Origin of the sequence: Vibrio sp. 2092, from assembly GCF_033339635.1 — a bacterium.
Taxonomy (GTDB): Bacteria; Pseudomonadota; Gammaproteobacteria; order Enterobacterales; family Vibrionaceae; genus Vibrio; species Vibrio alginolyticus.
The window spans coordinates 480,019-494,659 of sequence record NZ_JAWOUY010000002.1 but is presented as its reverse complement, the minus strand read 5'-3'; the positions used below and the strand labels follow the sequence as shown (position 1 = coordinate 494,659).

General features: G+C 43.0%; 10 protein-coding genes. 2 read left to right on the top strand and 8 right to left on the bottom strand.

What is annotated here, in order from left to right:
* Positions 1-6: 6 nt before the first annotated feature.
* Entirely contained in the window at positions 7-2,337 is a 2,331-nt protein-coding gene (locus tag R7P80_RS05995) for a tetratricopeptide repeat protein (RefSeq protein WP_149191827.1), read from the bottom strand.
* A gap of 388 nt (positions 2,338-2,725) precedes the next feature.
* Here R7P80_RS05995 and R7P80_RS05990 point away from each other — a divergent pair, with 388 nt between their 5' ends.
* The gene (locus R7P80_RS05990; protein ID WP_005377767.1) at positions 2,726-4,291 is read left to right on the top strand and encodes an arylsulfatase; all 1,566 of its coding nucleotides are present in this window, start codon (positions 2,726-2,728) and stop codon (positions 4,289-4,291) included.
* Between the two features lie 188 nt (positions 4,292-4,479).
* Here the strand turns inward: R7P80_RS05990 and R7P80_RS05985 are convergent, their stop codons facing one another.
* From R7P80_RS05985 to R7P80_RS05955, 7 genes are all read right to left on the bottom strand, one after another.
* Positions 4,480-5,901: an aspartate kinase gene (locus R7P80_RS05985; RefSeq protein WP_005377768.1), complete on the bottom strand. Its 1,422-nt coding sequence runs from the start codon at positions 5,899-5,901 to the stop codon at positions 4,480-4,482.
* Between the two features lie 87 nt (positions 5,902-5,988).
* Positions 5,989-6,375 (bottom strand): ectoine synthase, encoded by a 387-nt coding sequence (locus R7P80_RS05980; protein WP_005377769.1) that lies wholly within the window; start codon positions 6,373-6,375, stop codon positions 5,989-5,991.
* Between the two features lie 14 nt (positions 6,376-6,389).
* Positions 6,390-7,655, bottom strand: coding sequence for a diaminobutyrate--2-oxoglutarate transaminase (ectB, locus tag R7P80_RS05975; RefSeq protein ID WP_017820939.1), 1,266 nt, complete (start codon positions 7,653-7,655; stop codon positions 6,390-6,392).
* Between the two features lie 34 nt (positions 7,656-7,689).
* The gene (ectA, locus tag R7P80_RS05970) at positions 7,690-8,223 is read right to left on the bottom strand and encodes a diaminobutyrate acetyltransferase (RefSeq protein ID WP_005393379.1); all 534 of its coding nucleotides are present in this window, start codon (positions 8,221-8,223) and stop codon (positions 7,690-7,692) included.
* Positions 8,224-8,537: 314 nt separating this feature from the next.
* Complete coding sequence (locus R7P80_RS05965) at positions 8,538-10,196, bottom strand: BCCT family transporter (protein WP_053306901.1); 1,659 nt, start codon at positions 10,194-10,196, stop codon at positions 8,538-8,540.
* Positions 10,197-10,388: 192 nt separating this feature from the next.
* Positions 10,389-11,135, bottom strand: coding sequence for a 3'-5' exonuclease (locus tag R7P80_RS05960; protein ID WP_017820938.1), 747 nt, complete (start codon positions 11,133-11,135; stop codon positions 10,389-10,391).
* Positions 11,135-13,015, bottom strand: a complete 1,881-nt coding sequence (locus R7P80_RS05955) for a DUF294 nucleotidyltransferase-like domain-containing protein (protein WP_132936624.1) — start codon at positions 13,013-13,015, stop codon at positions 11,135-11,137. Before R7P80_RS05955 ends, R7P80_RS05960 begins: the two co-directional genes overlap by 1 nt.
* Before the next feature lie 438 nt (positions 13,016-13,453).
* On the opposite strand from R7P80_RS05955, the gene proV reads away from it, so the two are divergent.
* Complete coding sequence (proV, locus tag R7P80_RS05950; RefSeq protein ID WP_054577881.1) at positions 13,454-14,641, top strand: glycine betaine/L-proline ABC transporter ATP-binding protein ProV; 1,188 nt, start codon at positions 13,454-13,456, stop codon at positions 14,639-14,641.

The window sequence follows — 14,641 nt, the reverse complement described above, 5'->3', positions numbered from 1 at the left end:
TGGTAATTAGCTTCTATTGACCCCGACAATAGAGGCTTTAAGCTGATTAATAGCTTGTTTAGGCGCATAGTGACTAAGCTCTTGTATGCACCTGTCGAAAGCAAAAGCGACAGCGCCTTTTTTATGATTTCTCGCTAGAACCTCGCATTGAGCATACAAGTGTTGTGGATTGCCACCGACTTCAAATGCTGTATGCAACGCTTTACTGGCTTCTAGAACATCGCTTTTTTCTAAAGCTAGACCGTACACGTACCAATAATGAGCATTAGTTTCACCAATTTCTGCGGCGCGTCTAAGTAGCTTTTTCGCTTCATCAGCTTTGCCTTGACGCAACAAAGAAAGACCTGCGCTGTATGGTAATGTGCTGGATTTAGGTTGAGCTTTCATCCCTTGTTGTAGCACCGTGAGCGCCGCTTCTTCTTTACCTAGGTGGCGATACAAATCTGCTAGGTTAACGTAGCTATTTTCGAAATAGGGTTCGATGCTGATCGCTTGTTTATACAGCTCGGCCGCTTTGTCGATTTCACCTAAGCTGCGGTACACATTCGCCAAATTGGTTCTTCCGAAACCACGATCGGCATTAAACTCTTGAATTTCCATATACTCTTCTAAGGGCGATTTAATGACATCTTTTTGTAAAGGGGTCATTTGTGCGTAGTTCGTTACCAGCACCGAGGCAGCTTCCGCTCTCACTGAAAGCACCGGGTCACCAAGCAATGGCTCTAGAATCCGCCACCGATCATGAAATTCATAACCAGACGAGCCTGAAATTGCCCCTAATCGAACCATTTCATTCTCATTCTTAACGGCCCTAGCCAAAGATACTGTTGTATTTTGGTCAGTATTGCCCCCCATTCTCTCCAGGGCTGAAGCACGAATAATGTCTTTTAACGACGAATCCTGAGCAGAGTATGCCAACGCATTTGCTGCTCCTTGATGACCAATTGAATCCGCATAAAATGCGACAGCAAAATGTTGCTGATTACGATACTTCGAATTCGGGTACCATTCTGCTATCTGTTCATCGGCCCATTGATTGCTTTTATCTTCATGGCATGACATGCAAACATTGGGCGTTCCAATATGTTTGCTCAAATCCGGTCGTGGAATATGCCAACTGTGGTCTCTACGAGGATCGACTTGCATGTAAGTCGTTTCTGGCATGTGACAAGTCGTACATTGCGATGCTTCAGATCCAGCCTTATGAAAGGTATGCTTTTCAGGTGTATATTCCGATGCAATATGGCATTGCGAACATACTGCCTCTTCTGGGATCGTTAACTCTGCCGTGTGTGGATCATGACAATTAGTGCACGTGACCCCCTTCTCCGCCATTTCAGATTGAAGAAACGAACCATAAACATAATCTTCGTCGTAAATCTGTCCATCATGATAGTAGAGTTCAGGTGTTATAAGACTTAAGCGATATTTATCAAAAAAGGAACCTTTAACATGATCACCTGTTTCATTTAACTGGGTTCGGCGACTATGGCATTGAGCGCATGTTTGCACTTGATTGGTTGCTTCAATTGATTTCGGCTGTAACGTACTATGGCCTTCCTCAAACACCCAATCCGACACTGCTTTAGACAAATTTCGATCAAAGCCATAATGGCTGTCATGCTCAAAAGAAGTGCCAGCATTTTTGTATTTCTTGGCCAGTTCTATGTGCTGACTAGCGGGACCATGGCATGCTTCGCATCCCACATTAATCTCTGACCATGAGCTGTTGTAAGTGTTTTTGTCAGCGTCGTAATTCTTCTTTAGGTTCGTTGAATGGCAATCAGCACACATAAAGTTCCAATTTTGCCCGGTATTGGTCCAATAGAATTCATCCGTTGTTGTCGTTTCTGGATAAAGATGAAACCAACGCTGTCCCCCTTCAACTTTAGCTCTTGTGTCCCAAGCAAAAGGAATAAGCTGCACGCGGCCATCTTCAAACTCGACCATGTACTGCTGTAATGGCTCCCAGCCAAATGTATAGCTGATCTTATAGTCATGCCATTGCCCGTCAGCACCTTGAATATTGACCCAAAATTCGTCGCCTTTTTTAAAAAAACGATTAGGCATTCCTTTGTGCGTTACAACATGGTTATCAAAATCACCACGTACAGAGGTTGTACTTGCATGCTTCATGGCCATATCGTGATGTGACCCTTTCCAGGCCTCCACTTCGTTTTGGTGGCAATCTATACAAGCTTGTGTGCCAGCATATTCTGGATTTAAGCCTGAAGGAATATTTGGTTTCTCTGTTAATAACTCTTGAGAAAAAGCCATAAAACTGACAACAACGTTGACCAGCAATAAAATGCGAAACCGGCCTGCCCACTGACTCATAGATATCCTTATATTTATAATGTACAACCTAAATCAATATAGACACTAAATCACTGGTTATACAAATAATTACAAGCAATACATAACGACTTTAGTATTGCTTTAGGACCGTAAAACAAGCGAGCATCCTATTGTTTTTCATTTCCATCCCCTCTTCTACTACGCAATAAAAATAAGGCTCTTAAGTGATCTAAATCTACTTTACGAATCTCTACAAACTAATAGAACAATCCTATTTCTTCTTAATTAACAAATGGTTACAACCTAGCAATAACTTATGGTTATATCGAGTATAAGAGGATTTTTCTATATACATCATTAACTTATGCAGCAACTAAGCATAAGGCTCACTTGTGCTTATCTTTACTCTCAACAATCTGGAGTTTTTATGGCAAATCAATTGAGCAAAATCGCTGTGGGCGCAGGACTGTTAGCGGCGTCCAGTGCTGCTATGGCAGCCGACAAACCGAATATTCTGGCAATTTTTGGTGACGATATCGGCTACTGGAATATCAGCGCATACAACCAAGGTATGATGAGTTACAAAACGCCAAACATCGACCGTATCGCGAATGAAGGTGCGTTGTTCACAGATCACTACGGACAACAGTCTTGTACTGCTGGTCGCGCGGCCTTTATTACGGGTGAAGAGCCATTTCGTACGGGTTTGTTAACAATTGGTATGCCAGGCTCTGACCACGGCATACCTGATTGGGCGCCAACCATTGCAGATCTGTTAAAAGAACAAGGTTACATGACGGGTCAATTTGGTAAAAACCACTTAGGTGACCAAGATAAGCACTTACCGACAAAACACGGCTTTGACGAATTCTTCGGTAACTTATATCACCTAAACGCAGAAGAAGAACCTGAAACTTATTACTACCCTAAAGACCCAGAGTTTCGTAAAAACTATGGCCCTCGTGGTGTCATTAAGTCTTATGCCGACGGTAAGATTGAAGACACTGGCCCGATGACACGAAAACGTATGGAGCACGCAGATGAAGAGTTCCTAGAGAGCTCTTTGGCATTTATGGAAAAAGCAGTTAAGGCGGATAAACCCTTCTTTATTTGGCATAACGCCACTCGTATGCACGTTTGGACTCGCTTGCAGGAAAAATACCAAGGTAAATCAGGCGTAAGCATTTATGCCGATGGTATGCTGGAACACGATGATCATGTAGGTGTTTTACTCGACAAGCTGGATGAGCTAGGTGTTGCAGACAACACTATCGTTATCTACTCAACGGACAACGGCGCAGAAACCATGACTTGGCCAGATGGTGGCGCAACACCATTCCATGGTGAAAAAGGTACAACTTGGGAAGGCGGTATGCGTGTTCCTCAACTGGTTCGTTGGCCAGGCGTCATTAAGCCAGGAACCAAGATCAATGAAATGATGGCACACCAAGACTGGTTGCCTACATTATTGGCAGCTGCTGGCGTACCTGATGTAAAAGAAAAACTGGCAGAAGGCTACAAAGCAAATGGCAAAGAGTGGCGTGTACATTTAGATGGTTATAACTTCATGCCATACTTTGAAGGGAAGGAAGAAAAAGGCCCTCGTGAGTCGCTGCTTTACTTTACGTCTAATGGTGAATTAAACGCTGTCCGCTGGAATGACTGGAAACTTCACTTTGCAACGCTTGAAGGGAACCTAAGTAACGCAGTTCGTTTTGCTCCGAACTGGCCTAAAATCATCCACCTACGTGCTGACCCATTCGAAAAAGGCCCAAGTGAATCACAAATGTACTTGCGTTGGATGGCTGACAACATGTGGCTATTTGTACCTGTACAAGACGTTGTGGGAGAGTTCTTTAAAACACTTCCAGAATACCCAATGCAACGTGGCACAGCGATGAACCCTGCTTCACTAAACTACGACTCTCTAAAAATGCAAGAGAAGCTGCAGCAACTAGACAAAGTTGAACAAGAAATCAGCAAGTTTAAGTAAACTAAGTTAACGTTAGTTAATCAGTAACATTAAGCCAGCAGACCTTTCTGCTGGCTTATATGTATCGCCACACAGGAACTTACTTAAATCGCCTGTTTAGCCTATAAAAAGCGGGCATTGTGAGTACAAACTGAAAAACAAAAAAGGAGAGCTAACCTGCTCTCCTTTGTATTTTAACCGTGGATAAACTAAGCCACATTAACCGATTTAGCTAAACTGCTACTTTGGAAAAACTCATCATGCAATGCGCAAATCGCGTGCTGGTATTCCTTATCACCGACAACAAATTGAACATTTACATTTCTCAACGATGAGTGCAGTGCAACTGGCGTAACGCCATTATTCATCAATGCAAGTACACCTTTTGCCAACGTCTTGTTGGTATCAATTTGAGAACCAATGGCTGAGATAAGCGCGACCATACGGCCTTTAATCGAGGCATTCGGATAACGTTTCTCTGCTTTGTACAATACTTTGTTTAAGCTATCAGTACTGCCACCTAGATAGTAAGTAATAGAGTTCGCGTTCATCTCTTTACCAACCAAACTTACACGAGCATCGGAGATGATTTCCATCAATTCGTAACTAACGTTATCGGCTTTTCCTACCATTGCTTGGTCAAACAAATGCAGTGCAAATACTTTTTCTTTACCTGCGATGATCTCGACTTTGTCTTCTTCCGGACGATAGCTTGAAGAGATCAAAGTACCTTCGTGTTCAGGTTCGAATGTATTTTTAATCTGTAGCTCAATACCACTTTCACGCAAACCCGCAGCGGCATTTGGGTGAATCGCTTCCATGCCAAGGTTGGCAAGTTGGTCTGCTACGTCATAGTTTGTACTACCAATTGGTAATACTTTTTCAGGGCCAACAACGCGTGGGTCCGCTGAGCTCAAGTGGTACTCTTTGTGAATTACTGCTAAATCCGCTTTTGTTATTGCTGCAATTCGGCTAAATGTCATCTCACTATAACCTCGGTCATAAGTGTGCATTAGGCCCTCTTTACAGTAAGCATAACCTGTCACGATTGGCAGTTCTTTTGATACATCGATATCAGCAAACGCGTCACTGATCGACTCATCAAGGCTTCTTGGCGCTTGATTATCCCAACCAGACAGGTCAACGAACTTAGCGTTAATACCCATATTTTTTAGTTTTAGTGCTGTGTTGTAAGCACTATGTGCCTCACCGATAGACGAGAGAAACTCTCGAATTTGAGGCAAGTACTGGCGCAACGAAAATTGACCGTACTGACAGGTTTCTAAAATATTCGCGATACAGTTTTTCGCTTCAGCAATGCGGGAGCGAATGAATTTATCCGCACGGATACGATTCATTGGGTCCGCAAAAATATTTTCATTGGTCAGCAACATACGGCTTTCAACGTACGCTAACGCTTCTTCCCATTTGTCGTCGCGTTTCGCGATAAGCTGATAAACGCCTGGTTTACTGGTTTTTTTACACTCAAGCAGCGCATCGGTCATACCACCGTATGCAGATACGACAAAAATACGATTGTATGGTGTTTTGGGACGAAGAATAATATTGTCGAGAACAGCATCAAATGCTGTCATTGATGTACCGCCGATTTTTTCTACGGTAAATGTCATGATAAGCCTTTTTTTGATTGGTAACTTTAAAAAGAAAAAAGAAGAGATAGTTAAGTGTGGGGTGGCAAAGCACCCCACCATCATCTTTTAGTCAACGAGAGGATAAACACCGTTTTCATCGTGCACTTCAGCGCCAGTAATCGGTGGGTTAAACACACACGCCATTACCATTTCTTTATTCTTATAAGCTCTCAAGTAGTGCTCATCGTGTTTATCAAGGATGTATAATGTACCTGGTTTAATTGGGTACGTTTCTCCACCTACAACTTCAATCTCACCTTCACCACTCATACAAAACACCGATTCAAGGTGGTTTTGATAGTGAATATGAGTTTCTGTATCTTCATAAATCGTTGTGATGTGGAAAGAGAAACCCATGTTGTCGTCTTTCAACAACATGCGGACACTTTCCCAGTTATCTGAAACAACACGTCGTTCGCTGTTGCGGCATTCATCTAGAGTTCTGACGATCATAATTAAAATCCTTATTAAGATGCTTGTTTGAAATGTTTCGCAGCGATAGTCTCTACTGCATTTTCAAAGATGCTTAGTCCTTGATCTAGCTCTGATTCGCTGATAGTTAGTGGACAGAAGAACTTCACAACTTCATCGTCTGGACCCGCTGTCTCTATCACCATTCCATTCTCGAAACAGTTTTTCGCAATTTCAGATGCCATGTCACCATTGATACATTCAATACCAACCATCATGCCGCGGCCTTTTTTCTGCACAAACATTTGTGGAAAGCGACGAACACAACGGTCAATAACAGCACTTACCTTGTCTGAACACTGCTTGATGTGTGTTTCAAAATCATCGTTTGCCCAGTAAATTTCTAGTGCTTTTGCAGCAGTAATAAAGGCGTGATTATTGCCACGGAACGTACCGTTATGCTCGCCTGGCTTCCACTGGTCAAGCTCAGGCTTAAGTAATACGACAGCCATCGGCAAACCGTAACCACCGATCGACTTCGATAGCGTCACGATATCCGGTTGGATACCAGACGGCTCGAAACTAAAGAAAGTACCGGTACGTCCACAACCTGCTTGAATGTCATCGACAATCACAAGAATGTCATTGGCTTTACAGATTTTGCTCAAACGTTGTAACCACTCGTTTGAAGCAGCATTTAAACCACCTTCACCCTGCACAGTTTCAAGAAGTACAGCGGCTGGTTTATCCATACCTGCAGAGTTATCATTTAGCATGGTTTCGAACAGCGCAAGACCATCTACGCCAGCGTAACCTTCAAATGGAATACGAGTGACGTTACTTAGACTAGAACCGTTACCTTGTCTGTGATGCTGGTTACCCGTTGCAGCCAGTGCGCCAGCAGTACAACCATGGAAACCGTTAGTAAACGCAACGACGCTGTCGCGGCCTTTTACTTTTTTAGCCAGCTTCAATGCCGCCTCAACAGCGTTAGTACCTGTTGGGCCCGTAAACTGAACCTTGTAATCCAAGTTTCTTGGTTTAAGGATGTAAGTATCCAACGCTTCCAGAAACGATGCTTTCGCTTCTGAGTGCATATCCAAACCGTGAGTAATACCGTCCATTTCAATGTACTCAAGCAACGCTTGTTTTAGTACTGGATTGTTATGGCCGTAATTTAGAGATCCCGCTCCAGCAAGGAAGTCTAAGTATCGTTCACCTTGTTCTGTTTCTAGCCAGCAGCCTTTCGCTTTACGAAAAACGACCGGGAAATTGTTTGAATATGAGCGTACGTTGGATTCCTGCTTTTTGAAAATATCCATGATGAGACCGTTTTTAATTCCTATTGTTTGAGGATTATTTGAGAGGAATGCGATACAAATATTCTGTATCGTGTTTGCCTTTAAAGTGGGCTTCTTCATCCAAAAATGTGCTTACTTGGCCAGAATTGCCGTTCATCGCATCTAACTTTTTGAACAGTGCCCAAGAGGCTTTATTATCTTCCGTGATGGTAGTTTCTACCGATTTAACACCGCCTAATTCCTCTCGGGTGAGAAGTTCTTTCAACATGCGGAATGCTAAACCATGACCTCTAAAGCGAGGTGAGACTGCAACTTGCCAGACAAATAAAACGTCTTGCTCGTCTGGTTTCTGATAACCGGAAATGAAACCTGCGATTTCGCCTTTTTGCTCAACCAAAATACTGGTTTTGCTGAAATGCGTAGACTGTAGGAAATTGCAATAAGATGAGTTCATGTCCAATGGAGGACAGTCTGCAATCAAGCTGTAAATGTCGTCACCATCAGAGATTTTAGGCTCACGAAAAATCCATTTTTTACTTGAGTCTTCTCCAATCTCTGGATAAAGGACCCAAGGTGCTGATGTGATCATGTGAAAATACATATCCTTTGAGGTCTAATTAAATTTCCTTTTTATTATGGGCATCCCTCGCGACTAAAAATCAAATAATCCGCCTTTTTATCGGTATTTTTGTGGCACATATCACAAAAATAAACCTATTAACCAAAAGTTAAAATAGTTCGAGGTCTAATTTATTAAATAGTCACCCAAATGCGCAGTACAAAAAACAACCAGAATAAGACCATTTTCCATGCTGTTCATTTCTCAGAGAAAAATAGAAATCCAAAAAAAAGCGGCATGCTTTCGCATACCGCTTTTATCAATAATTTAACTGCTGATACTAGTTATTTTGATTTCTTAGAAACCACCTTTGGACGAGGTTCATCCATCAAACCTTTTATCAAAGATACCGTTGCAACAAGCAAGACAATAGTAAATGGTAAACCAGTCGTCACCGCCATTGCTTGAGCAGCAGCTAGACCACCACCCAACATCAATGCAATCGCAACCAAACCTTCAAACGTACACCAGAACACGCGTTGTGGCGTTGGTGCATCGACCTTACCGCCCGCAGCAATAGTATCAATAACCAGTGATCCTGAGTCAGAAGAGGTAATGAAGAACACCACGACTAAGATAATGCCGACAAAAGATGTTATCTCAGCCAATGGCATAACATCTAACATGGCAAAAAGTTTTAAAGGTAGTTCTGCGTTAAACACCGCCTCGTAGCCATCATTAACATATTGGCTAATTGCGTTACCGCCAAAAGCCGTCATCCATAACACACAAACTGAAGATGGGATAAGAATAACGCAAATAATAAACTCACGAACTGAACGACCGCGAGACACACGTGCGATGAACATACCCACAAATGGTGACCAAGAAATCCACCACGCCCAGTAAAACGCCGTCCAGCCTTGAGAGTAATTCACATCCTCTCGTCCAAATGGCATAGATAAGGCAGGGATATTAGCCACATAGGAAACGATGTTCTCGAAGAAACCAGTTAAAATCGCAATCGTCGGGCCAACAACAATAACAAATAGCAATAGCAGTGCTGCAAGCCCCATATTGATTTCAGATAAGATTTTCACGCCCTTATCGAGTCCAGCCACAACAGAGATTAAAGCGAGCGCAGTAATACCAATAATCAATATAACCTGCGTCGTATTGGTCATTGGGACATCAAACAGGAAGTTCAAACCCGTTGCGGCTTGAGATGCACCGTAGCCTAGCGATGTTGCTAAACCAAAAACCGTCGCTACCACTGCAAGAATATCGATAATATGACCAGTCCAACCCCATACACGCTCACCAAACAGAGGGTAAAAAATTGAGCGCATGGTGAGTGGCAAACCTTTGTTAAATGAAAAGATAGCCAGCCCAAGAGCCAAGAGCGCGTATATTGACCACGGATGAAGTGCCCAGTGGTAAATCGTCGCAGCCATCCCTAATGCCGAAGCTGCAGTTGCATCGCCCTCTGCACCACCTAGCGGTGCCCAGTCAGTACGTACACCATTCTCAACGCTCACGCCACCAATCGCAGAACTAAAATGGGACATCGGTTCTGATACACCGAAGAATACGAGACCAATGCCCATACCTGCAGCAAATAGCATTGCCAACCATCCGGCATAGGAGTAATCCGGTGTTGCTTCAGTACCACCGATTCGCACACGGCCCAATGGTGTGAAGATCAATCCGACACAGACAATGACAAAAATATTACCTGAAGCGAGAAAAAACCAGTCTAAATTGTGTAACAAACCCGCTCGTAGGTCTGCAAAAAACGGCTCTACCTGTTCTCGGAATAATAGTGTTATCACAACAAACATGACGATTGCTAAGCCAGAAATTGCAAAAACACGGTTGTGAATATCAAGGCCAAATGGGCCTACCTTTAGCGCAACGTTATCCTGACCAATTTGATAGTCAGTATCTATTGCGTTTACTTTTCCATCGGGGCGTTGAATGCCACCGTTATTATCGGTGCTCACGGATAATCTCCTTAAAAATACGTGACCAAGTTTAAATTACTTTCGTCGGAGTTCGAGTAATGAAACGTCTTCATCACTACCAAGCACATGTTCATAAAACATTGTTCTTATAAGCGGTTACTCAATCCGCCATCATAATCTTAAAGCCCCCTATCTCTCATTGCATTTTATTGTTTTCACCATAAATAACGCCTATTGCCAAACCGAAGATATTGGCATGTTTCGATTAAAGTGATACTGCAGTTGTGCTTGAAACAGCTCCGCAGTTGCTAACGCATCCGTCAGGGCATGGTGAGGTTGATAAGCAGGGAGGCCATATCTTTCACGAGCGTGCCCTAATCGTACAGAACCGGGTTTCTTGCCTTTCAACTTATTGATAAAACCTCTGCATTCACGGCGTTGTATCGCATACTCAATATCTAACGTATCAACAACAGGAAACTGTATCCCCTCTCCGATGCTATTTAGCAAGGCGTTATTAAAGAACTGCCTTTCAATGTTCTTGTAGTGAACAAGTACCACTTTGCCTGACAACGCGTCCAATATTTCACCCAAGATCTGAGACAGCTGCGGCGCGTTTTTAACCTCAGAGTCAGTGATACCGTGAATAATGACAGACTCGTGGTTTAACTCTCTGTTTGGGTTAACGACCCAATGAGCAGAACCATTACATTGAACACGATCAATAGTGAACGGCACAAGTCCGATCGTGAGAATGACATCCTCTTCCGAGTTCAATCCTGTTGTCTCAAAGTCTACCGAGACAAATGGCACTTGTTCAATTGGTGTTTCCCCATTAACCATCGGTGTCGAATAGTAGCGTTTGAGCCTCTCGTCTTTCGCTTCTTTAGCTAGTTGTTTGAACAACATTGACCACTCTGGCGTCTGGGATGTATCCAACAACGGCTGTTCTTTTTCTACTTTTTTTGAGAACCACATTATTTGCTACTTCTCTGGTATCGAAACTTAATGAAGTTCTGAGCGTTACTTAGAATTTGAAATGCTGCTTTTAAGTTTCGACGTTCAAATTCAGACATGTTCTCCGGCTCAATATTGTTGTCTGGCTCTTCTCCATTTTCTATATCAAGGGCTTGGTGACGAATTCGAACCATGTAGATTAGCTCCATCGCATCCCTTAAATCCAAACCTCGACCTTTCGGTAAAATGCCAGCATCATTAATGTCATCTAAACGGTCGAAAGAGTTTTGCGATCGCGAACCGATTGCCAGAGAATGCACCCGTATTAAATCGGCCAACGGAGCCGTCCCCCTTCGCTTCAAGTTAATCGAGTTGCGATGACGACCATCTTTCTCCATCACAAAGTCTTTGAAAAAGCCCAGTGGGGGCGTCCTACGTATTGCGTTATACGCCATACAAGCAAGAAAGCGGTTATTTCTTTTCGCTCGTCTCACAATAAAGCTGCTTAATTGCTCCGCCCATTTCACTCGCCCATGCACACCGAGGAGATCAAAAAAGATATTACTATTTAACAATCTCTCAGGGGTTGGATTGTCTATCCAGTTTCCAAAGCATTCTTCCCATTCTGCACGAGTTTTTCGCCATTCTGGGTTGGTAGCCATAATGTCTCCAGTACAATAAGCATAGCCGCATGCCGCTAAACCATCACAAACAAATTTAGCAAACTTTTCAAAGTACTCTCCGTGAATCTCAACGTCATAACTGTTATCGAGAATAAGGGCGTTATCTTGATCCGTTACAATTAGCTGCTCATCCCTCGCCATTGAACCCATTGCGACTAAACAATAAGGAATGGGCGCTGGGCCGAACTCTTGCTCAGCTAATTCAGCGAGGCGTTGTTTGAAACTACTGCCTATAACCGACATGGCTCGACCAATCATGTGCGCGTTGGCATCTTCATTGACCATTCTTACGAAACAGTCTTTTACTTGTTCAGAAACCTGCTTGAGATCCTCGACACTGGTTTGCTGAAAAATAGAGCTCACTAGCAATAGGCTGTTCTGAGATTCGTAACGAACGATGTCCGTCATGCCAATAATTCCTATCGGCTTTTTATCTTTTAAAATTGGTAAATGATGCACGTTGTAACGCAACATGGTTAACATGGCCTCAAACACATAGGCGTTATAATCCAATGAAACCACGTCATAACTCATGACCTCACTCACTGAAATATTGGTATCAATACCTTGAGCTAGTACGCGAATGCAAAGATCGCGATCAGTCAATATTCCAAGCAGCTGTTCATCATCTTCTTCTGTGAGCTCCTCTGTCGGGCGAATAATGAGCAGAGAGGTGACATTTTCCTCTGCCATTAGTATCGCAGCTTCCTGAATTGAAGCCGTTGCCTCCAGAGTTACTGGATCTCTTGCTAAGATTTTACGTGCCTTAGCGGTGGTAAAGTCATTGCTTTCGGAGCGGCTAGATATTGCGCTTCGCAAACGCGCGCTATCTTCCAGTTCCATGTAGTCCGCAAAGTTTTCAAACTCATCACAAAGTTCATTGAAGATGTTTTCCGGAATACAGTAAACGAGAGTGTCTTCTATCGCTTTGGCTGGCATACGTACGCGGTTGTTCATCAACAACCCCATCTGACCAAACAGTCCACCAGCATCAATCCTGTTGTAAAGTTCACCTTTACGTCGATAAATCTCTACCGCCCCACTTCTCACCATATACAAGTCGCGGATCGTATCTCCGAAGTTAAGAATTTTTGTTCCTTGCCGAAAGTATGCAACCTCGGCATTGAGAGCAATTTTTCTAAGCTGCTCTTCAGGTAGGTCATCAAAAGGTGGGTACTGGCTAATGAAATTGAGCACTTCTAACTGTTCGGCTTCCATTTTTTATTCCATACGTTGCCTAAACTACAGCGATAAATATCACCCTGAGTGAAATCAAGCAATAAATAAATCTAAGGATAACAGTACCTAACCGATTTCACAGGACCAAGCCTTAACCAAAAATTAGAGCTCTAACCTTTTTATATGTAGAGTTCTAAGCTATCACAGCTTATATCTATGCAAGCGAGTTGAGTTGAAATGTACAAAAAAATTCAAAATAAATTCAACCCTACGTCAGGGCAACGTTATGGCGGATAAAAACACATCACAAGCAATTGTTTTAAATATAAAAAATAAGAATTGAACATACCTTGCTCAACGAATTCTCTATGCACGGCAGAACTAGTTAACCAACCCCCTTTCGTTGAAAGTTGAACTAAAATTAATTAGAGTACAAATCGTTAAACAGTTATAAACACACGAAAAAGGACAGATAACATGGATCCCATACTGGAAGTTAAGGGACTGTATAAAGTGTTTGGAGAAGACCCAGATAGAGCCTTCTCGCTTATCGACAAAGGCGTCGATAAAGACGGTATTTTTGAACAGACAGGTTTAACAGTCGGCGTAAACGATGTATCTCTCACCATAAATGAAGGGGAAATTTTCGTAATCATGGGCCTTTCTGGCTCCGGGAAATCCACCCTTGTTCGACTTCTTAACCGGCTCATTGAGCCGACTAAAGGTAGTGTTTATCTCAAAGGAAGAGATATCGCCCACATCTCCGAGAATGAACTTCGAGAAGTTCGTCGTAATAATATCTCAATGGTGTTTCAAAGTTTCGCACTCATGCCACACATGACGGTGATTGAAAATGCCGCCTTTGGTTTAGAACTTGCCGGCATCGATGTTAATGAGCGTCAGAAAAGTGCCCTTTCCGCCTTAGAAAGAGTGGGTTTAGACCCTTATGCAGAATCTTTCCCTGACGAATTATCCGGTGGTATGAAACAGCGCGTTGGTTTAGCGAGAGCGTTAGCCTGTGATCCTGACATCCTATTAATGGACGAGGCGTTTTCCGCTTTAGACCCATTGATCCGTTCTGAGATGCAAGATGAGCTTATTCGTCTACAGAACGATGACAAACGCACAATTGTCTTCATTTCTCATGATTTGGATGAAGCAATGCGCATTGGCGACCGTATCGCCATCATGCAAAACGGTGAGGTTGTTCAGGTTGGTACACCTGATGAAATATTACACAGTCCAGCAAATGATTATGTCGAAGCGTTTTTCCGCGGCGTAAACATCGCAAGTGTCTTGACAGCAAAAGATATCGCGCGCAAGAAGCCAGCGGCTGTTTTTAAGAAATCGGAAAATGACGGTCCAGGCTCTGCGATGCAGATTCTGATGGATCACGACCGTGATTACGGTATTGTCGTCGATAAATCTAGCCGATATTCCGGCATCGTATCTCTTGATTCACTACGTTTGGCTCATAAAGAAAACCGTTCGTTAGCCAGTGCTCAATTACCGGATGAAGTTACTCTTCAGCCTGATCAGTCAATTAATGACATTTTGGGTCTGGTTGCTGGTGTTCCTTATGCCGTGCCTGTCGTAGATGAGAAAGGAACTTACTTTGGTGTCGTGACTAAATCACGTCTTCTACAAACACTAGATAAGGATTAA

Excerpts from the sequence above, each read along its gene's own strand:
- R7P80_RS05955 (WP_132936624.1), bottom strand. The coding sequence starts at position 13,015 with ATGGAAGCCGAACAGTTAGAAGTGCTCAATTTCATTAGCCAGTACCCA.
- R7P80_RS05990 (WP_005377767.1), top strand. The coding sequence starts at position 2,726 with ATGGCAAATCAATTGAGCAAAATCGCTGTGGGCGCAGGACTGTTAGCG.
- R7P80_RS05960 (WP_017820938.1), bottom strand. The coding sequence starts at position 11,135 with ATGTGGTTCTCAAAAAAAGTAGAAAAAGAACAGCCGTTGTTGGATACA.
- R7P80_RS05995 (WP_149191827.1), bottom strand. The coding sequence starts at position 2,337 with ATGAGTCAGTGGGCAGGCCGGTTTCGCATTTTATTGCTGGTCAACGTT.
- R7P80_RS05985 (WP_005377768.1), bottom strand. The coding sequence starts at position 5,901 with ATGACATTTACCGTAGAAAAAATCGGCGGTACATCAATGACAGCATTT.
- R7P80_RS05980 (WP_005377769.1), bottom strand. The coding sequence starts at position 6,375 with ATGATCGTCAGAACTCTAGATGAATGCCGCAACAGCGAACGACGTGTT.
- proV (WP_054577881.1), top strand. The coding sequence starts at position 13,454 with ATGGATCCCATACTGGAAGTTAAGGGACTGTATAAAGTGTTTGGAGAA.
- ectA (WP_005393379.1), bottom strand. The coding sequence starts at position 8,223 with ATGATCACATCAGCACCTTGGGTCCTTTATCCAGAGATTGGAGAAGAC.
- ectB (WP_017820939.1), bottom strand. The coding sequence starts at position 7,655 with ATGGATATTTTCAAAAAGCAGGAATCCAACGTACGCTCATATTCAAAC.